General features: G+C 43.2%; 21 protein-coding genes. 13 read left to right on the top strand and 8 right to left on the bottom strand.

The features are described 5' to 3' along the window. Positions 1-10 precede the first annotated feature (10 nt). The 5 genes from GGD38_RS13380 to GGD38_RS13360 are packed head-to-tail and all read left to right on the top strand — an operon-like array spanning position 11 to position 7,324. Positions 11-1,528 (top strand): RagB/SusD family nutrient uptake outer membrane protein, encoded by a 1,518-nt coding sequence (locus GGD38_RS13380; RefSeq protein ID WP_375300333.1) that lies wholly within the window; start codon positions 11-13, stop codon positions 1,526-1,528. Positions 1,529-1,539: 11 nt separating this feature from the next. Next, positions 1,540-2,367, top strand: a complete 828-nt coding sequence (locus GGD38_RS13375) for a DUF4843 domain-containing protein (RefSeq protein WP_375300334.1) — start codon at positions 1,540-1,542, stop codon at positions 2,365-2,367. A 21-nt stretch (positions 2,368-2,388) separates the two neighbouring features. Then, entirely contained in the window at positions 2,389-3,867 is a 1,479-nt protein-coding gene (locus tag GGD38_RS13370; protein WP_375300335.1) for a PKD-like family lipoprotein, read from the top strand. Between the two features lie 53 nt (positions 3,868-3,920). Continuing rightward, positions 3,921-4,790 (top strand): peroxiredoxin family protein, encoded by an 870-nt coding sequence (locus GGD38_RS13365; protein WP_375300336.1) that lies wholly within the window; start codon positions 3,921-3,923, stop codon positions 4,788-4,790. 8 nt (positions 4,791-4,798) lie between these two features. Beyond that, complete coding sequence (locus tag GGD38_RS13360) at positions 4,799-7,324, top strand: zinc-dependent metalloprotease (protein ID WP_375300337.1); 2,526 nt, start codon at positions 4,799-4,801, stop codon at positions 7,322-7,324. Between the two features lie 254 nt (positions 7,325-7,578). Here the strand turns inward: GGD38_RS13360 and GGD38_RS13355 are convergent, their stop codons facing one another. Then, positions 7,579-8,361, bottom strand: coding sequence for a carboxypeptidase-like regulatory domain-containing protein (locus GGD38_RS13355; RefSeq protein ID WP_375300338.1), 783 nt, complete (start codon positions 8,359-8,361; stop codon positions 7,579-7,581). A 208-nt stretch (positions 8,362-8,569) separates the two neighbouring features. Here GGD38_RS13355 and GGD38_RS13350 point away from each other — a divergent pair, with 208 nt between their 5' ends. Together GGD38_RS13350 and GGD38_RS13345 are read left to right on the top strand one after the other, a co-directional pair. Continuing rightward, on the top strand, positions 8,570-9,334 hold the full coding sequence (locus tag GGD38_RS13350; protein WP_375300339.1) for a hypothetical protein: 765 nt from the start codon (positions 8,570-8,572) through the stop codon (positions 9,332-9,334). 94 nt (positions 9,335-9,428) lie between these two features. Further along, complete coding sequence (locus tag GGD38_RS13345; RefSeq protein WP_375300340.1) at positions 9,429-10,889, top strand: glycoside hydrolase family 130 protein; 1,461 nt, start codon at positions 9,429-9,431, stop codon at positions 10,887-10,889. Positions 10,890-10,897: 8 nt separating this feature from the next. Here the strand turns inward: GGD38_RS13345 and GGD38_RS13340 are convergent, their stop codons facing one another. From GGD38_RS13340 to GGD38_RS13330, 3 genes are read right to left on the bottom strand one after another with little or no spacing between them, the layout of a single operon-like run. Next, the gene (locus tag GGD38_RS13340; RefSeq protein WP_375300341.1) at positions 10,898-11,917 is read right to left on the bottom strand and encodes a glycosyltransferase family 4 protein; all 1,020 of its coding nucleotides are present in this window, start codon (positions 11,915-11,917) and stop codon (positions 10,898-10,900) included. Position 11,918: 1 nt separating this feature from the next. Further along, complete coding sequence (locus GGD38_RS13335) at positions 11,919-12,998, bottom strand: glycosyltransferase (RefSeq protein ID WP_375300342.1); 1,080 nt, start codon at positions 12,996-12,998, stop codon at positions 11,919-11,921. A 17-nt stretch (positions 12,999-13,015) separates the two neighbouring features. Continuing rightward, the gene (locus GGD38_RS13330; protein ID WP_375300343.1) at positions 13,016-14,218 is read right to left on the bottom strand and encodes a glycosyltransferase; all 1,203 of its coding nucleotides are present in this window, start codon (positions 14,216-14,218) and stop codon (positions 13,016-13,018) included. A 375-nt stretch (positions 14,219-14,593) separates the two neighbouring features. Here GGD38_RS13330 and GGD38_RS13325 point away from each other — a divergent pair, with 375 nt between their 5' ends. After that, complete coding sequence (locus GGD38_RS13325; RefSeq protein WP_375300344.1) at positions 14,594-14,842, top strand: RNA recognition motif domain-containing protein; 249 nt, start codon at positions 14,594-14,596, stop codon at positions 14,840-14,842. A 59-nt stretch (positions 14,843-14,901) separates the two neighbouring features. Here GGD38_RS13325 and GGD38_RS13320 read toward each other — a convergent pair whose 3' ends face one another. Next, positions 14,902-15,963, bottom strand: a complete 1,062-nt coding sequence (locus GGD38_RS13320; RefSeq protein WP_375300345.1) for an AI-2E family transporter — start codon at positions 15,961-15,963, stop codon at positions 14,902-14,904. A gap of 107 nt (positions 15,964-16,070) precedes the next feature. Between GGD38_RS13320 and GGD38_RS13315 the strand changes: the two genes are divergently transcribed. Continuing rightward, positions 16,071-16,904, top strand: coding sequence for an alpha/beta hydrolase (locus GGD38_RS13315; protein ID WP_375300346.1), 834 nt, complete (start codon positions 16,071-16,073; stop codon positions 16,902-16,904). Position 16,905: 1 nt separating this feature from the next. Here GGD38_RS13315 and GGD38_RS13310 read toward each other — a convergent pair whose 3' ends face one another. Further along, positions 16,906-17,469, bottom strand: coding sequence for a putative glycolipid-binding domain-containing protein (locus GGD38_RS13310; RefSeq protein ID WP_375300347.1), 564 nt, complete (start codon positions 17,467-17,469; stop codon positions 16,906-16,908). 178 nt (positions 17,470-17,647) lie between these two features. On the opposite strand from GGD38_RS13310, the gene GGD38_RS13305 reads away from it, so the two are divergent. The 3 genes from GGD38_RS13305 (at position 17,648) to GGD38_RS13295 (ending at position 21,714) form a co-directional block, all read left to right on the top strand. Next, positions 17,648-20,044: an ABC transporter permease gene (locus GGD38_RS13305; protein ID WP_375300348.1), complete on the top strand. Its 2,397-nt coding sequence runs from the start codon at positions 17,648-17,650 to the stop codon at positions 20,042-20,044. A 41-nt stretch (positions 20,045-20,085) separates the two neighbouring features. Then, positions 20,086-20,976 carry a hypothetical protein gene (locus GGD38_RS13300; protein WP_375300349.1) on the top strand — a complete coding sequence of 297 codons (891 nt, stop codon included), beginning with the start codon at positions 20,086-20,088 and terminating at the stop codon, positions 20,974-20,976. A gap of 123 nt (positions 20,977-21,099) precedes the next feature. Continuing rightward, the gene (locus GGD38_RS13295; RefSeq protein ID WP_375300350.1) at positions 21,100-21,714 is read left to right on the top strand and encodes a hypothetical protein; all 615 of its coding nucleotides are present in this window, start codon (positions 21,100-21,102) and stop codon (positions 21,712-21,714) included. A gap of 685 nt (positions 21,715-22,399) precedes the next feature. On the opposite strand, the gene GGD38_RS13290 is transcribed toward GGD38_RS13295, so the two are convergent. Then, positions 22,400-23,284 carry a diacylglycerol/lipid kinase family protein gene (locus tag GGD38_RS13290; protein ID WP_375300351.1) on the bottom strand — a complete coding sequence of 295 codons (885 nt, stop codon included), beginning with the start codon at positions 23,282-23,284 and terminating at the stop codon, positions 22,400-22,402. 26 nt (positions 23,285-23,310) lie between these two features. On the opposite strand from GGD38_RS13290, the gene GGD38_RS13285 reads away from it, so the two are divergent. Further along, positions 23,311-24,267, top strand: a complete 957-nt coding sequence (locus tag GGD38_RS13285) for an App1 family protein (RefSeq protein ID WP_375300352.1) — start codon at positions 23,311-23,313, stop codon at positions 24,265-24,267. 6 nt (positions 24,268-24,273) lie between these two features. On the opposite strand, the gene GGD38_RS13280 is transcribed toward GGD38_RS13285, so the two are convergent. Continuing rightward, positions 24,274-25,578, bottom strand: a complete 1,305-nt coding sequence (locus GGD38_RS13280; protein WP_375300353.1) for a RagB/SusD family nutrient uptake outer membrane protein — start codon at positions 25,576-25,578, stop codon at positions 24,274-24,276. Positions 25,579-25,667 lie beyond the last annotated feature (89 nt).

Raw genomic sequence — 25,667 nt, 5'->3', positions numbered from 1 at the left:
TGAAATGAACATGAATAAAATAACAACCACTATATTAATATCAGGCGTGTTGGCTTTAACCAGCTGTAAAAAATGGCTCGATGTACAGCCTGAAGGCGTATCAACTAAAGATGAGCTTTTTAAGACCCAGAAAGGTTTTCGCGATGCGCTTACCGGCGCTTATCTCGATATGAAAAGCGGCGATGCATATGGCGGCGCCATGACGTGGAGCTCCATTGAATATCTGGCGCGTAACTGGGATATTATAAATACGTTCAATGCCGAAGCCGTTGGATTGTTCAATGCGAACTATACCGATGCCGGTGGCCGGCCTGCGCTCGACAAGATATATGCCAAAGAGTATAAGATCATTGCCGATGTAAATAGCATTCTTGAGAATATAGATAACAAAAAAAGTATTTTCCAGGATAATAATTATGCACTCATAAAAGGAGAAGCGCTTACCATACGGGCATTTGCGCATTTCGACATTCTGCGTTTATTTGGCCCCATGCCCGATAAACCTTCGGCCGATCCCATACTGCCGTATGTAACACAGGTATCTAATGAGATCGTAGCCCTTTCAACATACGATGATTTTGCAAAACAGGTACTGGCCGATCTTGATGAAGCCGAATTGTTATTGAAAGATGTTGATCCTATTACGCAGTATTCACTGGCCGAACTCAATATCAGTAAAAATGCAATTACGGTTCAACCGCTGGTAACTGACGATTATTATAATTATCGCCAGGTACGAATGAACTATAATGCGGTGTTGGCGCTTAAGGCGCGGGTTTATAACTGGCTGGTGCCAAGGGGTGAGGCCAACCGGCAGAATGCCATTAAATATGCGCAAATGGTCATTGATGCCAAAGACCGCAAGGGCAATGCTACCTACAGGCTGGCGACATCTGCGGATGTTGCAATGACAGATTATTCGTTCACACCTGAGCATATTGCTGCGGTCAGCTACAATAATTTAAACCTTTCGTATGAAAGCATTTTTGGTGAAACCGGACAACTGGGGCGCCAGGATTTTGCTGTAACAGATAATTTTTATTACCTCAATAACCTGTTCCCGGTAGTTGAAAGAACAACCGATATACGATGGGTGGGTATGTGGTCGTATAAAACCACTACGGGTCAAATCAACTTTGTTAAATACAAAAAGTATTTGCAAAAGGATAAAGACCAGGAGCCTAATAACCAGGTGCCATTGCTTCGCCTGAGCGAAATGTACCTGATATTAACCGAAACGGCGCTTACAAAAACGGATGCAGAGAACTATTACCGTTTTTATTGTAGTAAGAAAGGCATTCCGTTTACCGCCGGTTTTAGTACAGCCGGCTGGGAAGCCGACCGCAGAAATAAAATGATCAGGGAATATGTGCGTGAGTTTTATGCCGAAGGACAAACCTTCTTCACCTACAAACGCTACAATGTAACCTCGCTGCCTGCTGCCTGGTGCGCTGCCGGCTATACGGGTTCAACCACCAGGTACCTAATGCCCAAACCCGATCGTGAAATCAATTACCATAACAAGTAGGGAGAAAAATCATGAAAAAATACAGCGTCATTATAGTTATACTGCTGGCCATTGCTACAGGCTGTAAAAAAGCAGATTACCAGATGTACAACGAAGGTGCCCGCATACAGGTGGCCGATACAACTACCCTAGGTTACACGTTCATTTATAAAGACTTTGCTGTAACCAGGGATACCGTATATGTTCAAATGAATACCATTGGCGGTATTACTGATTACGACAGAGCGATCACCATTGAGCAAATACCGGAATATGATATAATCTATACGCGTGATCCGGCTACCAATAAGGTCATCGATTCAACCATAAAGGAAAAACCATTTAAAGCGGTTGCAGGTACGCATTATATTCCATTTACTGATGCGGCCGTACAAAGTATGATGGTTGTAAAGAAGGACAGCGCCGTTGGTAAATTACCCATTATTCTGCTGAGGGATACCAGCCTGAGATCAAACTCATACCGTTTGCGTATAAAGCTTGTGGCCAATGATGCATTCGGTCTTGGGGAAGTAAAGACGCTTGAAAGGACCATTGTGTTCTCAGACCAGTTAGAGCGGTTTGAATCCTGGAAAACCGACCAAACATCATCGCCGGCATTTCAGGCGTTTGGAAAATACAGTACCGGTAAACACCAGTTTATGATAGATGTACTGAAAGTAAAGATAGATGAAGAATGGTATAAGGCTATAGTAGCGGCAGCTGCCATTTCGCACTATAAAAACCTGTTGCGCGATGAGCTGGCGGCCTTTAATGCCAACCCCGCGAACATAGCTTCAGGCAAATCGCCGGTACGCGAAACCAGCGACCCCACAAGCCCTATCATCACCTTTCCTAATTAATCATTAAGCAGCATTACAACAATGAAGAAACTATATATACTGGCAGCCGGCTTATTGGCTTTACTGGCCGCCGCCTGTAATAAAGACGATAGTACCGCGGCCGGCCCCATTAAGACATTTAAGGTGACCGGGTTGCAGGATACTGTTACTGTATTTACGTATCGCGATTTTTTAAAGATCAACCCGGTTGTAGATAATGAAAATGATTTCGATTATTACTGGACGCTTTTTTCTAGCAGTAATACAGCCGGCCAGGGTTTGGTAAAACCCGATACGTTGGGCCGCACCAAAGACCTGAACTATGAGGTGAAAAAGGATCCCGGTACGTATATCCTGGTGTTCAATGCAAAAAATAAAAGCACCGCTATCATAAATCAGGTAAACACTACCGTGAATATAACCACCCTCACCATGAATGGATGGTATATAGTGAAAGACAATGCCGGTAAAACTGATATGGACTTCTTTCACAGTACGGGACGTATGAATAGTTGGATCGCTCTTTTTAATGGGGGCAAAAGCCTGGTTGGAGATTATGTGAGTGCAACCTTTGCACCCACTTTCAGACCTACAGTTACTTCACAGATCAATTATCCGGTACTTGTGCTGGCGTCAAAAAATGATGTAGGCATTTATCGTGTCGATAATGGAGCCATGGTAATGAACTTTGATAACATGTTCTTTACAAAACCAGCTGTGCGCAAACCGCAGGCGGTGTTTCAACCGGCATCTACCAACCAAATAGGCCTCATTAATGATGGCAAGGCCTATAATATGGTAAAAGGAGCACTGTTTGCCAATTTGCCATTAACTTATAACGGTATCAATTACACCAACATTTCACCCATTACTTCCAGTGTGGCGCAGGACCTTTGTTTTGACCTAACCCGCAAAAGCGTCTTTTGCTATAGCGGAACTTATTATACGGAATTAAAGGCCGCAAATGGCGGTAACAAACTGCAGAATGTGAACGGCAATCTGCAATGGATGGCCGGTTTTACCGGTAGCCGAAGTGTAGGTTTGTTGTTATTCCGAAATCCGCTCGATACCGGATACCTGTACAAAATAAATGGGCAATATGGGCCCGTGGCTGTAGGAAGCGGACCATTGATCATGAATGCCGATACCCTGCGGCCGCAACATGGCTTAATGAATGCAAGTAAGATCTGTGGTAATTACGATTCAGACTTTATTTACTATGTGGTAGGCGATAAGGTATATAAAACGGATATCGCAACCGCAACAGAAGTAGAGATGTTTCAACTGCCTGCGGGTGAAACGGTAACTGCTATACAGCATATCAAATATCCGGCAGTTACGGCTTCTGCTATAAACTACATCGCCATTGCCACCTATAATGCGGGTCGCTATAAAGTGTACCTGCAAACCATCAACACAACGGGTGACCTTTCAGCATTAACGCAACCCGGTTTCGAAGGCGAAGGGCGCGTGTCCGCTGTTATCTATATGGAAAAAGGGGACGGTTCGCGCATTTACTAAAACACCATATCATCCCGGTTTAGACCGGGATGATATTTCTAAACAAAAACTACATGAAATTTTTTCTTCTTGCAATTACCTGTACGCTGGTAACCGGCCGTTTGCCTGCGCAAAGCGAACAAACAGATTCTACCGTATTAAAAAAACAACAAGCTGAATTAAAAGAAACGCTTGCCGATGATGATAAACGAATTGAGGAACGGTTAAAACTTTATTACGATGCACAGGCAAAAAAGGTAAAATACGATACCCTTGGGCTTGCACAGTTTCGCTACGACGTGCAAAACCTGAAGACGCAACGCCGCATGCATGAAGTGGAATTTATAAAAAAGCACCCTGATTATATCGTTAGCGTTGAAGCGTTGAAAGATGCTATTGGTCATTTGCCAGATGATATTCGCCCGTACAATAAACTGTTTAACGAACTGAAAAAAGAAGTGCGCAAAAGTAAAGAAGGGATGGCGTTAAAGAAAACGATAGATGGTTTTATGGCCGTACGCATTGGTGCCGAAGCGCCCTTGTTTCAACAAGCCGACACCTCGGGAAAAATGATCAGCCTGAAAGATCTGCGTGGTAAATATGTGCTCATCGATTTTTGGGCAAGCTGGTGTGGCCCCTGCCGTGAAGAGAACCCTAATGTTGTAAAAGCATATGAGCAATTCAGGGATAAAAACTTTACCGTATTAGGCGTATCGCTTGATAAAGCTGAAAAGCGCGATGCCTGGGTGAAAGCAATAAAAGACGATGGCCTGGCATGGTACCATGTTTCAGATTTAAAGTTCTGGAGCAATGAAGTGGCGAAGCTGTATAGCGTTCGTTCCGTACCGCAAAACTTCCTTATAAACCCCGGTGGAAAGATAGTGGCCGCTAATTTAAGAGGGGAGGCGTTGCAACAAAAATTACAAGAATTGATCCTTCATTAATAAAAAATATGTATAAATCGAAAGTTGTTCCCATCTTGTTTTTGATGGGGCTGCCCATGTTTTGCCTTGCACAAAAGAAAGGTAAACCTGTACCACCGGCAGCGGTAAAAGATAGTATCCCCAAAGTTGATTCAGTAAAGAGTACTTCGCCCAACCAGTTAAAGAAGTATGAAGAGGTAATAACAAAAAAAGCAATTACCAGGAGTGGTATGTTCAGGGTGCACCAGATCGATGAAACGTATTTCTTTGAAATACCCGATAGCTTGCTGAATCGCGATATGCTGTCGGTGAACCGTATTTCAAAAGCGCCTGCCGGTTTGCGGCCACAGGTAAATGTATACGCCGGCGATGAAATTGCCGAGAACGTGATCCGCTTTGAAAAAGGTCCCTTTAACCGCATCTTTATGAAGCGGATGATCTTTCGCGAAAAAAGTAACGACAGTAGCGGGAATGGTATGTACCGGTCGTTGGTGAATTCAAACCTTGATCCCATAGTAGCCAGCTTCCCTGTGAAAGCCAACGGTAAAGACGGTTCATACGTTATTGACGTAACGGCTTTTATCCAAAGCGAGAATGAGATCTTCTATTTTGGCCCTGAAGCAAAACGTGGCCTGTCACTGGGCACAGTACAAAACGACAAGTCATATGTCGTGAGCATGAATGCATTTCCGCTCAATGTTGAAATAAAGACCATTCGTACTTATATGCCTGCAGCGGCTGGTTCAACCTTGCCTATCACCTATGAGATCAACAGCTCTATGGTGCTGCTGCCTAAAGTGCCAATGCAACCCCGGTATGCCGATGCACGCGTAGGGTTCTTTTCCCGTGGTGTTGTTGATTTTGATGCCGAACCGCAACGCGTTGCAAACAAATATTATGTAACCCGCTGGCGCCTGGAACCCAAACCCGAAGACCGCGAACGGTATCTGCATGGCGAACTGGTAGAGCCACAAACCCCCATCATCTATTATATTGATCCTGCCACGCCAAAGAAATGGGTGCCTTACCTCATAGCAGGCGTAAACGACTGGCAAAAAGCTTTTGAGCAGGCGGGTTTTAAAAATGCTATTAAAGCATTGCCCGCACCGGAGAACGACAGTACCTGGAGTATTGACGATGCGCGGCATAATGTGATCGTATATAAACCTTCGGCCGTTGCCAATGCCAGCGGACCGCATGTTCATGATCCGCGCAGCGGTGAGATCATAGAAACACATATCAACTGGTACCATAACATTATGGCGCTTGTGCACGACTGGTATATGATACAGGCGGGGGCCATAGATCCCAAAGCACGCAAAATGAAATTCGATGATGAATTGATGGGGCAGTTAATCCGTTTTGTTTCATCGCACGAAGTAGGGCATACACTTGGGTTGATGCACAATTTTATTTCCAGTTCCACCATACCGGTTGAAAAACTGCGCGATAAGAAATATGTAGAAGAGCATGGCCATACCCCTTCCATTATGGATTATGCGCGCTTTAACTATGTAGCACAGCCCGAAGACAATATTACTGACAAGGGTATTTTTCCGCGTATAGGCGCTTACGATAAATGGGCCATTCAGTGGGGCTACCGCTGGTTGCCGCAATTCAACAATGCCGAAGCCGAAACGCCCTACCTGAACAAACTGATCATCGACAGCCTCAATAACAATAAGCAATTGTACTTTGGCTATGAAATGGACGCTTATGACCCGCGTTCACAAAGCGAAGACCTGGGCGACGATGCAACCGTGGCCAGTATGTACGGCATGAAGAACCTCAAACGTATTCTGCCAAAATTACCCGAATGGACACGCGAGCCCAACGAAGGGTACGAGAACCTGCGTGGCATGACTGAACATTTGTTTCGCCAGTATATGTTGTATAACATGCATGTGCTGAAAAGTATTGGCGGCCGTTATGTAACCCCAAAAAGCGTAGAGCAGGGTGGACCCGTTTTTGAACCTGTTCCTTTAAAAAAGCAAAAAGCTGCCATGAAGTTCCTCGACGTAAATCTCTGGAACGCACCCGAATGGCTTTTAAGTGATACTACCTGGAAGGTAACGGGTATGACAGCCGATATATTTATAAGCGTGGCGCAAAGTAATGCGTTGTCGCGGTTATTGGGTTCGGCTACGCTCACTAATTTTATCAACGATGAACTCAAGTATAAAGGTCAGAAGGTATATACGTGCCCGGCATTTCTCAACGACCTGAAGAAAAGCATTTGGAGTGAACTGTATACCGGTAAAGCCATTGATATAAACCGCCGTAACCTGCAAAGAACATATGTTGATCTTTCGTTCAATGCATTCAAAGCGGTAGGTGAAATAGTTGGCCGCAATACCGGCAACGGCACACAGATCTATATTAACCCCGACCCCACAAGAAACGATGTGCAGGGCCTGATGCGTGCACACCTGCGTTCGTTACGCGGCGATATCATTAAAGCCATTCCCCTGCAAAAAGGGCTTGCCAAAGATCATTTGGAAGACCTGGTTGCGCGGATTGATAAGACGTTGAGGAATGGGATGGAGGTTAAGTAGTTGACGAACAAATTGACGAGTTGACGAGGTTTTACTCTGTGCGGCACTCTAATTAATGGCTTACGCTGTATTTATTTCACGTTTGCCGTTTCACGTTTCACGATAAGCGAGGCCAGAAACTTCGGAACCATTGCCGATTGCCGATTCACGATTGCCGAAGACGAGTCTCAAAGTTCGGAAACCCTTTCACGTTTTACGTTAAGTATAGCCAGGAGAATGTCGGCGCAGGCTGCCATCGAAAGATGGTGGCCTTTTTATTTACTAAACTCAAGCCACATTCTTATAGGGCCGCCATTGGTAGGTGAGCCTTCCATCGTAAAATCAAGCATTTTCGAAGTGCCGAATGTATCATTAGATCCCTGGCTGTTATCGCGGACCTTTAATGCTTGTCCCAGGTAAGTTGCCGATACTTTGTATTTGCCAATAGGAATATCGTAGATGTAAGAATAGTTGGGCGGGCCGGCATGAGCGGTAACTGTTTTTCCGGTAGAACCATCGATAAGCGCACCCTGCGGTTCAAAGGTAAATATCACATTACCCTGTGCAGCCAGATCACCGGCAGGGAAGGGCAGGTTCGATGAACTTGCATATATGGTTACAAGCCCGCCATAATAATCATCGGATACCGATGAGCCGGGTACGGCGCCGGTAAGTTTCCATTTAAAGTTACAGGTTACTGCATCTTCACTGGTAAAACTTTGCGGGTGATCGGGTTCAAAACTTACCAGGTATTTTTTGTTATTGTAGGTTACCAACGTTCTGGCATAGGCCCGTAATGAATTAATTGACGGAATTTTTATTTTATACTTTCCATTGGCATCACTGGTTGTTTGAGATCCGGAGTTAAAGAAAACATCACTGCTGATATACACCTGCGCACCGGCAACAGGCTGTCCCTGCGTATTGGTAACCTGACCAATTACATAACCTTTGGCACTGTCATTCTCTTTTGTATCTTTTGTTTTATCTTTTTCACATGAGATACACCCTGCGCCCAGTAAGGCGGAGAGGAGAGAGAAGCTGATTATCTTTTTCATGATTTAATGTTAATTCACTGCAAGGTATGTAGAGGCGCATCGTTTTAAAATGCTTCCTTTTATGAACCGCCATTCCATAAGTGCGAATTGCCATTTGTTGCGTTTTAACGGTATTTTAGCACTGGGAGCATCGAAATCCTTCGGACATTTACGTTACCTAACCGGGCCTGAGCTGTAGTCTTCAACTCATCTTTATAAAAAACGTTTTATGGATATTCATCCTGCTCAGCAACGGAGGTTTCCGGCAGTGGCCATGGTAGTGGCGTTGCTTGCGCTATGTATTTACCCCGGTCAGTATTTGCTCACCAAACAGTTTCCACAAATAGCCGGACTGGCACAATTCAAACCAGGATTGGTATTTCTTGAAATTCCTGTAGAGTTACCATTTGTAATTGACCTGGTATTAACACCGGCTTTGTTCCTGGTGCTTTACCCGGTGGTGATGTTGTTGTATCCGGGTTGTTCGGGTATTGGGTTTCGTTTAAAGGCGGCTGCTACCGGACTGTTTGCTTTGTTGTGTTGCCTGCTTATCGGCGGGCTCATTTATTATTTAGCGCAAGGCTATCTGACTCCGGAGGTGCGCACAGGCATCAACTCCATGGGTATTACGGCAGATATCCATCTTGCGTATCCAGGTTATGAAACCATTCCCCTGCGTGGAAGCATGCTGTTATTCCTTTGTTTTGTAATTGGTAGTATCATCTGCATTCGAAAATTAAGAAGGGAGCCGCCAACACAACTGACCCGCGAACAACGGATGACTCCGTACCAGCGGATGTTGCAGGAGCGCAAAATGAATGGCAAACAGTGGTTTCGGGAAGAAAGGGAAGTGGCGTACCATACGCATACAAGAAATGACTTTCCGCTGGAGCCAGAGCTTGTACAACAGGACCACCATAGCTGCTCCTATTATTGTTACAGCGAGCCTGTAAGCATCTTCAAACCCGAGGCGATGCATTATATGCCGAGATAGAGAATATTCCTGATAAACACTGTTAATCCTGCATTTCTTACGCATATCATGGGCTAATTAAGCTACCTTCACTGATTATCAATAACTCCCATTTATGAAATTAGAGGTAAGAAGAGCCAATGTGCGTTTGAATCCCGATGTTAGAAAAGTTATTCCCCGGTTTTTTAATACCGGCGAGGAGCGTGGGAGGGCTTTGATCAACAGGGTATTGTTATTGCCTGCTGATGAAGTAAATGAGGTACTCCTTCATGTTCAGGATGAATTTAGTAAACGCTACAGTAATATTAAAGTTATTTTTGAGAAGCATTTTGATTTAATAAAACATTTGCTGCCGGAGAAGGAACTGTTGGAATTATCAATAGAAAAAAAGCTGCTAATAGGTTCCTATTTTACCATGGAATATTCATTGGAGCATGCTGCTTTGTTCAACCCCTCCATTGTAGAAGATCCCGACCAGTCGGGTGCGGGCGAGGGGGAGAAAAATGTGATCATCAGCTTCAGGGCAACGGGCGAAGGGCATATTTCATCGCTGATATTCAAAAGGGCGAAACTCAGTAAAAATGCCGACATACAATTTGAGCCTGCTGGAAAATATATGAACGAAGGACGGGTTTCACAAAAAAAACGGAACGATAAGGAAGCATTTAGGGAATTACTTTCTCAGACCATATTGCCTAAAGACGTTCGCGCCGATATTTTAAACCGCTTAGGTGATACTTTTTCATATAAGCAAATTGAGACGGTATTAAAAACTTCTCTGCATGCCCTTCCGGCCGGTATGGCCAGGAACAAACTCAGGTACGATATCCTCAGCATGGTAAATACTACCTACGAACTACATTTTCAATCTGATTCTCTCCTGTCTGAAAGAGTTATTTTTCCTGTGACCTTTACCGAAAAGAACGGTATCGAGGATGCCCGCTTTATAAAATTTACCCGTGAAGATGGCTCTTCTACCTATATGGCCACCTATACAGCATATGATGGTTCCTTCATATTACCTCATCTGATAGAAACAAAAGATTTTTTGCATTTTAAAATGTCTGCGCTTCATGGAAGGGCGGCAATCAATAAAAACTTTGCTTTATTTCCCCGGAAGATCAATGGACAGTACGCCATGATCTCACGAATTGATGGCGTGAATAATTACATCATGTTTTCAGACGATCTGTATTTATGGGAAACGGCTATTTTATTACAACAGCCAATGTACCCATGGGAATTTGTTCAGATCGGCAACGCCGGTTCGCCTATTGAAACGGAAAAAGGCTGGCTGATAATTACTCATGGAGTAGGGCCCATGCGTAAATATTGTCTTGGCGCCAGCCTGTTCGATTTGAATGACCCTTCCAAAGAATTGGGCCGTTTGAAATATCCACTGTTGATGCCTGAAGAAGAGGAGCGGCATGGTTATGTGCCCAACGTTGTATACTCCTGTGGCACCATCATTCACAACGATAAATTGTTTATTCCTTATGCGGTTTCCGATTATGCTACTTCGTTTGCCACTGTTTCTTTAAAAGCATTGCTCGATGAAATAGTGAATGCAGGTTGAGCAACTGTTTATAGACCACCCAGGTTACGCGCTACCTTTTTGTACAACTGAATATAATGTGCAGCCATTACACTACTGCTGAATTTATCGATAGCATGTGCACGGCACGCCTCACGGCTTATACGTTTAATATGACGTGTAGCCAGCACTGCTTCTGCTGTATTTTGAACTAAATAACCGGTTTCGCGGTTCTTTATCAATTCATTCATAGAACCCCGGTTAAACGCAATTACCGGGGTGCCGCACATCATTGCTTCGGCCACGCTTAGCCCGAAGGGCTCTTCAAAGTTTATGGGATGCAGCAGGGCCTTTGCGTTGCCCAGTAATTGATTCCGTTGCGCAGGTCCCACATTACCCATATAAACAACCGATGTATTGTTCAGGTATGGAATCACTTTTTCCTGGAAATACACCTCGTCCTGTATCAGTCCGCAAATGATCAATCGCATATTTGACTGAATAGCTATCTGAATTGCTTCGTGGGTACCCTTGTGCGGATGTATGCGGCCGAAGTACAATAAATAATCTCCGCTGCCTGAACCAAATTCAAAATCCTTTTCGTTTATACCGTTATAAACTGTGTCGAGATATTGCAGCGCCGGATGCCTGTCGCTATGGCTTATTGAAACATAAAAAGTATTGTCATTGTATTTTTTATATACCGGAATAATTTGTTCAGAAGAAAATCCATGGATGGTAGTAATTACCGGGCACCTGATCAGTTTTGAGTAGGTAAGGGGAAGGAAATCAAAATGATTGTGTATTACGTCAAATGTAGATGCCTGTTCCATTAAATTGGAGATGTGAAGGCATTCCCACACTTTAGCATCTGCCGGAAGTTCTCCTAACGGCTTTTTACATACTGATTGCAACTTTGCCCGGGTTACAGAGTCGCCGGTGGCAAACAATGTGACGTCTATGCCGTTTTTTACCAATTCCTCTGTTAACACCGAAGCAACCTGTTCCCATGGGCCATAATTCACAGGTGGCGTTCGCCATGTAATAGGCGCAAGCATTGCTATTTTCATATTATAATGTTGAGGCTACCACTTCATGCGATATCCAGTAAGCCAGGGTGCTTTCGGCGCCCTGGTTCAGGTTGATGCCTTCGCTGTGTAAGCCATCTGCACAGCCGCCGGTTTCAAAATCATATAAGGAAAGCCCTATGTCGTTATCGCCCAGGAACCATTGGTAACTCTTGTACATCCGAGTGAGGTAAAGCGTTTCTCCGGTTATTCTATAGGCTTGTTGATAATAAAGTACCATTGCCAGTACATCCACGCCTTGTTGATCGAACCGGGCTACAGGGCCGTCTTTCTTATGCCACCCATCATTGCCGACGGGCCGTAAAGTATCATCGTATAATACTTTTGATTCAAGAAAGTTCATCGATTCAAGCGCAATGTTCATATATTCCTCGTTCTGCGAAACCTCATAAGCATGTAATAATGCAAGTGGTAACAGCGCGTTGTCGTAAGTGAGAATAGGTTCATACCAGTGCCAGTCATCGCTTCTGTTATCCTTGTACATCTGAACCATTTTGTCAGCCATTTCATCCATTATGTGCGTTTTTTTGTCATCGGGGAAATGGAATTTAATATACTGGCAAATTCCAATTATAGTAGTGGCAATGCCCCGAATGGAAGTAATTGTCTTTACCTGGGGTAAAGCTTTTGAAAAGATCTCCTGGCCAGTTCTTGCCAATGCATGGGTGGGACTTTCATTGATCAAATAACCAAGCGCCATGATGGTTCTGCCAAAAGAATCATCGGAGCCCCGGTCTTCAGAAGTATCTCTGCTATAACTTAAAAAATTCCTGAAGTGGCCTTCTTCTGTTTGCATATAGTGTATAAAGCCCAGGTAAACAGGAAGCAAATTATATGCTGAATGGTCTTTAGGTTTGCTTTTGCATGCCCAAACAGCCCATAATAAAGCCCGCGCATTGTCATCGATACAATAGCCTTCTTTCCTGTTAGGGATATCGAATAAAGCATGTTGAATAATACCGGTGCTGTCGGTTAGCGCTTTTATGTGTTTTAGGTTCAGGGCTGGCATTTGCGCGCTGGTGAATTCTACAGGATGAGCTGAAAGAATGATATCTGCTTCCATAAGTTTTATATTAGTAATTAGTTTGTAAGTTGTTTTTGTGTTGCCGAAGTAAAAAACGGCCGGTTTAATATTTTTTCAAATAGCTCGGTGTGTTTGATAGCTACTTTTTTCCAAACAGTATCACGGGTTTTCATAAAGGCATAATGTCCCATTTGTATCCTTGTTTGCTTGTGCTGTAACAGGTAGATGGCGTTTTCGGCCAGTTCATGTTCTTTGCCATTTTCAATGATAATACCGGTTTTGTCATCCAGCATTTCTTTTGCCAGCACAAATGAATTGGAAATTATTGCGCAACCTGCACTCATGGCATAAAGGAAGGTTCCGCTTACAGCCTGATTGGGGTCTTTAGACGTGAAAAGGTAAATATCTGTTAAAGCAAGATACTCCATCAGCATCTTGGTGGGAACATATTCGTTGACGAGCCGCACGTTGTTTTGAAGGTTATTGTCATCAATCAACTGCTGAAGATAGTTGCGGTATTTTTCACCTTCTTCCTGTAACAGGTTCGGATGTGTGAGGCCTAATACTATATACACAGCTTCGGGAAAAGCGGCGCTGATCTCTTTCATGGCTAAGATTCCCTTTTCGATTCCCTTGTTAGGGCTTAATAAACCGAAGGTGGTAAGCACAAGGTTATTTTGCAATTGGTATGTAAGCTTCAGCTTTTCGCGGCTTATGCTGCTGATTGTATGGGTACCATGCGGTATAATCGTTATCTTTTCTGCATCTATAAAATAATCTTCTTTCAATAGCCTGGCAGAGTTGGCGGTCATTACAATTATCTTATCGGCTAACATGCCAATTGATTGAACCAGTTTCAATCTGTTGGCATCGGGTAATGGCAGTACAGTATGAAAGCGGATAATAAATGGTTTATCGAGCATAGTGAGAAAGCCCAGTATGAACGATCCGTTTTCGCCGCCATACAAACCAAATTCATGTTCGATGCAAACAAGATCGATCGTGTTATCCTCGTTTATTTTGTTTGCAGTTTCAATGCAAGAGTCAAGTTTATGACCGTTCATTGTCATTGACACCGGAGATTTATAAGGTGTTGCGTTTACATTTTTATCCAAAGCGCATACGTTGATAGCTATATTACCTTTTAGCTCCGGAGTTATGGCATGTATGAGGTCTTGTGTAAAACTGGCTATTCCGCATTTTACGGGGGGGAAGGTGCTTATAAAGAGTATTTTAAATCGTAGATCTGATTTTATCATGTTGATGATTTTTTAATAAATAATAATGATAGGCTGTAAATGTTAATTACCCCCATGTATGTATTGTCAATAGTTAAACTTGCAAGTAGTGAGGTTAAAACTGTTGCATGTTGCTTACAAACCGGAGTGAGCGAAGGTGAATGAACTATGAAATGACTTCTGTAAAGCAATTAAAGGTAGTCTATTTGTTTCATAACAACTATTATATTGTTGCTGGCTGAATAATATTAGGGATTACCAATAAATTAATAGTATCTTTAGTTGTAATAAATTTGAGATTCTTAGCACTTTGTAATTGATCGATCTCTCATTCCTTTCTTTCCTTTACCTCCTGCTTTTTTCCTCAGGTTAACTTTCATATATAAATTCATAAAAATGAACATTTTTGTATCTAATTTAAGCTTCAATACACAAGACGAAGACTTAAGAAAGCATTTCTCTCAATATGGAGCAGTGGCTTCTGTTAAAGTGATAGTAGACAGGGTCACTAACCGCAGCAGAGGATTTGGTTTTGTTACAATGGATGATACAAATGAGGCGGAAACAGCTATACGCGAATTAAACGGTGTTATGCTCGACGATCGTTCAATAAAGGTCAATGAAGCCAGACATAAAGATAGATAACGATACTGTTTTTTTAGTTATAAAAAGGGCCGGGATCTCTATCCTGGCCCTGAATAAATTCAACGCTTCTTCTTCTTCCGCTCATCGCCCAACAGAATCCCCCAGGGTTTTAAATTTTCCACCCGGTCAAAAATGGCTTTTAGGATGGCCATAACGGGAATGCTTAGGAACATGCCTGAGATACCGGCCAGTGCGCCGCCAACAAATACGCCTACAATGCTTGCCAGTGCGTTGATCTGTACCTTCGGAGCCACTATATATGGCGTAATAAAATTGTTATCTATAAATTGAACTATGGTAAGCACCGCGGCTGTCCAAAGCACTGCGGATAAATTGTCGGTGGTGGTAAGGGTTATGGCGAGGCAAACCACGGTGGCTATCAACATACCGATATACGGAATGATGTTGAGTACAGCCGCCAATACCGCCAAAAAGATCGCATACTGAATTCCCACAATTAAAAAGCCAACAGCGTTTAGTACCGTAACGAGCAGCATTTCTATAAGCAAACCGGTCAGGTATGCTCTTACAATCGAATGCGATTCCTCCAATATTTCTTCTACTTTGTTACGCTCTACTGCCGGAAAAACCATTATTAGGAATTTATGGATCAGTCTGCGGTAAAATAGAATAAGAAAAGTATAGATCGGTAGCAGGATCATCGTCATCAAACTGCCGGCAAGTCCAACCATTGCTGTTCCCATACTGCCTGGTCCTGAGCTTTGCACATTCTCCTTTGCATTCTCTACTACCTGGTTCTGTTGTTGTTTTGAAATGTTGAATGTTGAGTCGATCCAGCTTTGCAGGGATATCCAGTGGTGTTGTAGTTTTTCCTTGATGGCCGGCAGGTCTTCCATAAAATTGGCTATCTGGGCAGAAAGGAAATATACGATGCCGCTAACAAAAATAATAGCTACCAGTATGGCCAGTATGCTGGCTACAATATCAGGGATACCCTTTCTTACCAGCCATTTTACCATTGGTAATAAAAGCATGGCCAGCATTACGGCAAAGCCTATAGGTATAAGTATGCCCTGACCTACATATACTATCAAAGCCAGCAGGCAAAGGATGAATAAATTGGTGGCCAACCGGGTGCTGAAGTTAGAGGTCTTATCCATGTAAACATCAAATTCAAAAACCCGACCACCACAGCCATGGGTAATATGTTCTACAGCGGTATCAAAAGAAAAGTTTTATATTGGTGCCTTTAAAGCGGTTTTGCAATATGAAAGGTGTAATAATATTCTTCCTTTTCCTTCAGGTATCATTGCTGCAGGCACAACAAACCTATGTTACGGAGAAAGACATTGCCTACTATCCTGAATCTGTTTCAAAAAATGACGCATACATAAGTTCCCAATGCAAGCTGGACCTTTACTATCCCAAAGGCGCGAAAGACTTTGCTACCATTGTATGGTTCCATGGCGGTGGCATAACCGGTGGCCACAAAGAAATTCCTGCTGCCCTTATGGAGAAAGGGTATGCTGTAATAGGTGTGGGCTATCGTTTGTCGCCCAGGGTTAAAGCGCCGGCCTATATCGAAGATGCGGCAGCGGCAGTGGCCTGGGTTTACCAGCATATTCAAAGCTATGGCGGTAGTACCCGTCTTGTTTTCGTATCGGGCCATTCCGCAGGCGCCTACTTGGGCATGATGATCACGCTTGACAAAAAATATTTAAGCAAATACAGTATCGATCCTGACTCAATTGCCGCTCTGGTCCCTTTCAGCGGCCAGGCCATTACCCACTTTACCATTCGCAGTGAAAGGGGTATTAAGGGCACACAACCCATTATTGATGAATATGCACCCTTGTATCATGTTCGCAAAGATGCGCCGCCCATGTTGCTGATAACCGGCGATCGCGATAAGGAACTGCTGGGGCGTTATGAAGAGAATGCCTATTTGTGGCGTATGATGAAACTGGCGGGGCATACAAAAACAAGGTTATATGAACTCGATGGGTTCGACCATGGTGGTATGGCGCAGCCGGCTTTTCCGCTGTTGCTTAAAGAAGTGGCTGATGTTAAGAAGGAAATTTTGAAAGAGAAGCAGAAGTAATTCACCCCGTAACAGCAGCCGTTCTTACAAATAGCCCGGGATAATCAATAACCAGTCCTGAGTCGTCAACCTTAATGGTTGCTTCAAAATCATTCGGAATGTTCTCGTAATGATATTCATTGTTTGAAAGGCGGGTATATTTCTGACTAACTGGTTTTATTACCTGGTTCAAAATATCGCAATAAATAACCTGTATTTCCTGCGATTGACCCTGCTGAAGTTGCAGCCTGCGGATGGGCAGGGTATTGGTAAAAGGGGTAACGGCAATGTCAACATCTATACAGTTCCTGAATTGAGCTGCTTCTTTACCATTATATATCCAGTTCCCTTTTTCATCTCCTTCCAGTTTTATTGTTTGCGGTTTGTTGTTCACCTGGCTGGTCAATTCCAGTAAAACAGTTTGCCAACGGGCGTTTGTTCTTATCTGGTATTCCACTTTGTACAGTTTGCCTTCATAACTTCCGATAATGGTAGAGGTAATTTCTGCGCTATTCTCGTGCTCGTTTACCTGGCAGTTCTCCAGGGAATAATATGCTCGTCCTGTCCAAAGTATGTTTGTTTGCATGGTTTGCGAATTTTAAGGGAACGAAATGCAAATTATCAGCCAGGGGTATTTGTAATACATTCGTACAGTTTCGTATCGAAAGCGAACACCTTGCTTACGCTGCTATATTTAATTATATGAAAATCATTATGCTGGCACTTGGCATTCTATTTAATTGCAAATGAAAAAGCAATAAATTATGATCAGTAATTATTTAAGAACGGCTTTAAGATCGTTTAAGAGTAATAAAGGCGTAAGTGCTATCAATATTATTGGCCTTTCGGCTGGTATTGCCGCCTGTATACTGATCGTAATCTATGTAAAGGACGAATTGGGTTACGACCGCTATAATGTAAATGCCAACCGAATTTACCGCATCACAGAAAACGTAAGTTTGAATGGTCATGAAGGGTCATATGCCGGAACGGAGAAACCATTGAAGCAGGCAATTCAGGATGTACATGGAATTGAAAAGATCACCCGTCTGGTGCCGGTATCGACCCTTTTCCTGTCGCCCAAAAAGTTTTTTGTAAAGAAAGGGAATGAGGTCATTGAGGAAAACAAGATAGTGTATGCTGAGTCTGATCTTTTTGATGTGTTCACACTGCCGGTGATAGATGGTAATGCGGCCGGTTCTTTAACTGATCCCTATACCGCTGTTATAACCGAAAGTACTGCCCGTAAATATTTCAACCGCAGTAATGTAGTTGGCGAAAGTTTTACAATAAATGATTCGGGTTTGTACAGGATCACGGCAGTGATCAAAGACATTCCAGCCCAATCGCATTTTAATTATGATTTCTTTTTATCCTATTCGTCTGTTCCCGAAAGCCAGATAAATGGCTGGGGTTATAGTGGGATTCATAATTATGTGCTGGTTAAACCTGCGGTCAGTATTTCAACTTTGGAGAAGGAGATACAAACAATTGCCATAGCGCATTATCCGCCGATCATTACTTCTGGCGGCAATTATCTTAAAGTGAATTTAACGCCGTTGCTCGATATTCACCTTCGCTCAAAAAGCCAGTATGAAATAGATAAAGGCGGTAGTATTCAGTTTGTGTATATTTTCTCGGTAATTGCATTTTTCATTTTACTGATCGCCTGTATCAACTTTATTAATCTTTCAACGGCCCGTTCGGCCAACCGCGCAAAGGAAGTAGGCGTGCGAAAAGTTATTGGTTCTTCGAGAAGTAATCTAATTGGTCAATTTCTTACCGAATCGGTATTGATCACATTTATTTCAACCATTTTAGCCATCGTGATAGTACAGCTGATGTTGCCGTATTTTAACCAGGTGGCCGATAAACAGCTTTCAATAACAGGCCCCTCGTTTTTTTCATCGTTGGCCGTTTTATTATCGGTAGTATTGCTGGTGGGCGTACTGGCTGGTATTTATCCTGCTTTGTATTTATCGGGTTTTAAGCCTATTGTTGTTTTGAAAGGCCGGCTGGCTGCGGGTTTTAAAAGAAGTTTCCTGCGCAGTTCATTGGTGATATTCCAATTCTCTGTTTCCATTTTTCTTATTATAAGTACGTTGGTAGTATACAACCAGCTCTCGTACATGCACAGTAGAGATATTGGCTTTAACAAAAGCCAGATGCTGGTTATTAAGAACACCGGCCGGCTTGGTAATGGCATTGATAATTTTAAGCAGGAATTAAAACAAATGCCGGGTGTTGATGGTGTTACCATTTCGGGGTTTTCGCCCACGGGCCGGGAAAGAAATATAACCGGTTTGTTCCCGCAATTGCCTATTGATATAAAGCAGGATGTGCTGGCTGAATTTTGGAAGGTTGATGAAGACTATATAAAAACTATGAGCATGCAACTGGCCGGTGGCCGCAACTTTTCAAATAACCTGGCGTCCGATTCTTCGGCAATTATCGTCAATGAGGCATTTGTAAAAAAGATGGGTTTTAAAGACCCGTTGAATAAAACCATCTATAGAAATAGTTTTGGCGTACAGCCATACCATATAGTTGGGGTGGTAAAAGATTTTAACTTTAGTTCGTTGCGGCAGAATGTAGAACCGCTGGTATTGGTGAATGAACGCGATAATGGCGCCGTAACGGTGCATGTAAGCAGTGCCAACCTGCCTGTGCTAATGGGCCAGATAGAAAGTAAATGGAAACAACTGGCCGGCAATTTTCAGTTCACGTACTCCTTTATGGACGAAGATTTTGAGGCCATTTACCGGGCGGAGCAACGGATGAAGCAAATATTTGTTTCGTTTAGTGTGCTGGCAATCGTAATAGCCTGTCTTGGTCTGTTTGGATTAACCGCTTATGCTGCCGAACAACGAAATAAAGAGATCGCTATCCGTAAAGTTATTGGCGCCGGTACGGCAAGTATAATAAATCTGATATCGGCCGATTTTATAAAGCTGGTTGGTATTTCAATATTGATTGCTTCACCGCTGGGCTGGTTTGCCATGAATAAGTGGTTGCAGGATTTCGCTTACCGCACTAATATAGGTGCTTCCGTATTTTTGCTTGCTGGTATTCTGGCACTGGTAATCGCAGCTATTACTATCAGCTTTCAAACGATAAAAGCAGCATTGGCCAACCCCGTAAAAAGTTTGCGCGCAGAGTAGGGGGCTTGCAGGGTATATGTGCATGAATTATCTTAGCATTTATGAAGCAAATGATCCCTGCACTTATTACAATTTTTTTAGTTTCATGTGGCAATGTGAAAAAAGAAAAGCCACATCCGCTTCCGGATAATGATTCAACGGCTGTGCAAACTGATAGTCAAAGACTGCAAGGGATTTGGCGAAAACGTGAAGAAAACGAACGGGCTGACAGCATTAGAATGGCCGGCGTATTGCAAAAGGCATTGGATTCGGCCTATAGAAATATACAGTCTCCTACATTTAAAAAGAGTTTTACTTTAGTGCCTGATGGCTTATATCCTGTAGAAATAAAGCTGGCGTACAATAATTTTTTTTCAAAAGATTTGAAACATCTTATTGTTCATATGTCGCAGCCTTCAAATGAACATGTGGAGGTGCCTGGTGAGTATATAAATATTTATGTAAAGCATAACAGTGGCTTTAAACAGGTGCTTGTTCACAAAGAGTGGTCAAATACGTATACTAACGATACGTTGCAGGACGTAAATGGCGATGGCTTACAGGATGTTGTTATAAATGGGTATGGAAGTAACGGCTGCTGTTTAAAGGCTTTTGCCGAAGTTTATTTGTATTTGCCGCAAACCGGAACGTTTTCTGAAATGTTCGATTTTATAAACCCAACTTTTTCGGGGAAAGAAAAAGTGGTAAGAGGGGTAGCGTATGGACATTTGGGTGAAACAGAAATGTATAAATACAAATGGAATGGAACTGGTTTAGACACGCTCGAATATATTTCCTTTGAAAAGGATGAGAAAGATAAAAGGACGGGAAAGATTATAAGAAGTATCGTGCAGAATAATAATAAAGAAGCTACAATTAAACAACGGCTGAACCAGGTCCCTGCCGAATACCGTCACATCTATGGTTATAATTGGTTCTTAGGAATACTTTGATATTAATATGTTATGAAATTCATTTTCGGAGATAGAGGCGGTGGCTGCGATTTAACATTCCATCTACTTTTCATTTTTTATATTAGGGGTAACCAGACGTAGGATAACCCATAATACACAGTCGTGAAAAAAGCGCTGTTCATACTCCTTTGCTTACTTCCCGTCCTGGGTTATTGCCACGATACCACCTTCTTAAAAGTTCATTTTCTCTACGGATCGAAACCACAGAAAAAATACAAAGACACCGAATCAAAATGCTTTGGCGGCATGTTGGGCGGTCATGTGGGCATTGAAGGCGACAGTGAAAAGATCGTAAACTTTTTGCCCAGCGGTCAGTTTCACTGGTTTGCCAAAAAAAGCGACCGCCACAGTTTGTATGCGGTGCATTCTATCAGTAATTTCTATGCGATCCTGGGTAGTGACCCTAAAGACGTAAAATACGCGATTGTTTACGTGCCGGTCACCGAACAGCAAAAGCAAAAGTTCGACAGTATTTCGGCAGCCTATCTGCAGCAAACCCCATACGATTATGCGCTCCTGGGAATGCGATGCGGCGCTGCCGTTTATGAGATCCTGGCACAGTTGAACGTATTTACTGAATACAGCATTAAAAAGACAAGCACAAAAATATTCTATCCCAAAAAACTCAGAAAACGTTTGCTACACATGGCAGAAAGGAACGGCTGGACTGTAATTTACCAGGAAGGAACGAGTAGAAGGAAGTGGGAGAAGGATTAACACCCCCGATCGCTGTATTATGATCGTTGTTTGCCTGCGATGACTCGTTGTTTGTTGTATTAACCAATTTGTTCGCCTGCTTTTACTTATAAGTAGCTTGCAATGACGTAATGTTTGCGTGCAACGGATCATTGCTGGCGTGCAACGGACGTTGCTACCCTGGAGTGACCATTGCAAGCTGCAACACGATCGTTGTTTGCCTGCTACGACCTTTTGCCAGCCTGCTACGGATCATTGTTCGCTGATTTTTCATTGAGTGCAGCCTGCAATGCCTCACAGCTCACCTGCAATGAACAAAAAACAACTGAAGTTTTATTGTTGCAAGCTGGCATCGGTTCGTTGCAAGTGAGCAATGAGTCATTTCATGCCAGCAATGATTCATTGTTATCCTGCAATGACCATTGCAGCCCAACAATGGACCATTGTAAGCTTGCAACGATTAAATGCAAGCTGAAATTGACCGTTGAGCCAACAGCAACGTTCAAATAACAGTTGCAACGATTGAAAAAACACCCTGGCATAAGATAATACCTGCCTCCAAAGAGGTAATTGCAGCCTGCAATTATATAATAACATGCAAGCAACGATCGTGTTGCAACTAGCAACGATCATGTTGCAACCAGCAACGGTCATTGCAAGCAGATAATAATGAAATGTCGCTTTTAGCAAAACGATTTTGGCCAATTTATTCTGATGCAGGAACTATCATTTGCAGTACCCCTGGTAAACATGCTGCTTTCAACGAATAGATTTTCCCTAAATACTCCCCATCTACCTGAAAATGTACATGGTGCTTCGATCGCATTTCTACGCCGGATGTAGTAAAGAGCTCTGTTTTACGGGGATCAAAATCTTTGTGGGTGATCATCATTTTTACGATCTCGCTAAACGAGATCTTTTTTATAACAATGATCTCAAAAAGCCCGTCATCGAGTTTCCCATTTGGGTTTATCACCGCTCCGGTGCCATATTTGGTAGCATTGGCAATCACTACCATGGCTGCTTTGCGTTTTATGGTTTTTTTATCGCCGGCAATAGTAACTTCCATATGCCGGTGGCGGAACAAAACGCGTAGCGCAGCTTTAATATAACTCCACATGCCCCGTTTGTTAAACGTTTCAAAGGTTTTTACCACAAAAGCATTAAAGCCGATATCGCTTAAATGAATACACAGTTCTTTGTTGATGCTAATAAGGTCTATTTTATTTATATGTCCCTGGGTAATGATGTCCAGCGCTTTTTCTGCATCGGTGGGTATGCCTAATTCTTTTGCCATTCCATTGGCCGAACCCGCAGGTAATAACCCAAGCGGCAGCCCGCTGTTCATTATGCTTTCTGTAACCAGCTTTAATGTGCCGTCGCCGCCCACAGCAATTACCCGGTTGGGTGTATGCTTTTTTATTTGTTCCTGTATCTGCTCCCGCGTGCATGGGTTTGATAAATGATAAATGACAATGGTGTAAGGTTTGTTGTTAAAATATTGCAGAATGGTTTGTTCCCAGTCGGTGTTATTGTTGCCTGCGGCTGAGTTTATAAAAAACAATAATTTCAGGTGAGGGTTGGTATGCATATTTTATATAAACATCCTTTAAGCCCATGATAATAAAAGTATACCAGGGGTATGGGCATACACACGATCTCATCATTTATGCTCATGTACTGAAACGGCAACCTGCCGCCAATACCCATTATTCCAATAATATACTGGTGAATATATTTTATTTGCTACGGCTGTTTTTTGTGAAACCTTTTCCCCAAACCCGGGTACGGCTAACGTTCGGTAACCAACAACAGGAGGGTGTTACCGACAATGAAGGATTTATAAGATTTGAATGGAGCTCGCCGGTGGAACTGCCTTATGGCTGGCATCCCGTTACCATAGAAGCCTTAAACAAATGGGGCACCGCAATAGCCAGCGGCACGGGCAGGTTGTATGTGCCGCATAGCACCCAGTATGTTTTTGTTTCTGATATTGATGATACGGTATTGGTTTCGCATACGGCCACTACGTTCAAACGCATCCGGGCGCTGTTGAAGAACCCCCGTTCGCGCCGCCAGTTTCAACATATGTCGGAATATTATCAGGCGCTGGTGTACGCTCACACCGATGCCAACACGCCCAATCCATTCTTTTATGTATCGAGCAGTGAGTGGAACCTGTACGATTACCTTACAGAATTCTTTAGTTATAACCGTTTGCCCGAAGGCATTTTTTTGTTGAGTGAGTTGAAGAGAATATGGGAACTGTTCAGGAGCGGACAAACAAAACATGCCGGCAAACAGGTGCGTATAGAGCGGCTGCTCAATGTTTTTCCCAAACAACAATTTATATTAATAGGCGATAATTCGCAGCAGGACCCCGCCATTTATACCGCCATTGCGCAAAAATACCCGCAACGCATTTTTGCTATTTACATTCGCAATGTTCGTACAGAGAAAGCCGCTATTGCCAGCGAACTATTACAGAAAGCCGAACAGCAAGGTGTTCATACCTTGCTGTTCAACCATACTGCCGAAGCAAAAGCCCATTCTGAAAGGGTAGGGCTTATTTAACATTCTTTACTGTTCTGTTGCCGGACGCGGGAATTGCTTCCACACATCATCGCCGGCCCTGTCGATGGGTAGCTCACTTAATTTGTCATAGCGGCGCATATCGATCCAGCGTTGGCCTTCGCCAAACAATGAGTATCGCCGTTGTTTTAAGATCTCATTTATAATAGCGGTTTGAGTTATGGAACCGGCATATGGTGGTAGCGAAGCTGCTGTGCGAATTCTATTGATGGCCACAATGGCATCGGGGATACTGTTTGTTTGTACCTTAGCTTCTGCGTAGATCAGGATCAATTCTTCGTTACGAATAATAGGTATAGAGGCCACGTTGGTTTTATATACCCAAAAGTCATAGTCGCTCGTTAAACCATCCTGCGTACCGGCAGCGGTGCGTTTGCTTGCTTTGCTCAAACGTGTATCGCCGGCTTCTGCATCTGTTATAAAACCGGGTTGCACCAATCGGGCCTCAGCCGGTGGTGTATCCTGCGGAAAAAATACAGGGTTCAAGAGGTCGCCGCCCTGGGTTGAAAAAAGATAATACACCCCATTGGTAAGACTGCCATTTAAATCGAAAAATGATTCGTTGAGGGCCGTTAAGGCCAGCGTCCAGTCCTTACGGTAAACTGCTACCCTGGCTGCCAGCGCCCGGTTGAATTTTAAAAATTCAAGCGCCTTTTTACTGTAAAGAACGGTAGAGAAGGGGAACTCAACATCATTACCCTTCAGGTCGAGATAGGCTTCGTTCAGTAAATTCTGAATGGCATTCAACGATTCATCTTTTGAAAGAAAGGGCCCTAATTTATCGGGGTCATCTACATCGATCCTGATGCCGTTCTCATATTGCTGATTGAACACCATCAGCAATTCATGCGCCTTTACGGTTTTGGCATACGCAATACTGGCTTTTCTTTGTCCGTCGGTGATAGTGGCCTTGGTATTTTGCAATGCAGTAATAAGGATATTAAGGTTCTTCACTACACGATACCTTGCATTGAATGGGTTGGTGGTATAAAAGGTATTGTTATCGAGTGTAGCGCTTCCTTTGCCCAACAGGTCGCCGGTAAGGCGGGGATCAGAAGTGGAGAACCGGTAATATTCCCGGCCTATAACACTTACACCATCGTAATAATTGTTCAGGTTGTTTCTCATGCCCGCTTCTGCACCCACTACCATGTTTTGTAATTCGCCAATTGATGCGTTTTGCACAATACCATTGGTACTGGGGTTATTGGGATCGAGGATGGGGTCAACCTTACAGCCCGTATAACCTAACGTTAGTAGTAATAGTAACCGGTATAATTTATATTGATTCATAATAATTAATTTGATAATTAGCTAATTTGATAATGTGATAATGCTGCCATTTTGGAGTTCCCGACAATTCTCGGCATGCCGCTCCGGGA

The organism is Niastella sp. OAS944 (assembly GCA_024809215.1).
GTDB lineage: Bacteria > Bacteroidota > Bacteroidia > Chitinophagales > Chitinophagaceae > Niastella.
The sequence above is the reverse complement of the archived record's forward strand: the minus strand, read 5'-3'. Positions and strand labels throughout refer to the sequence as shown.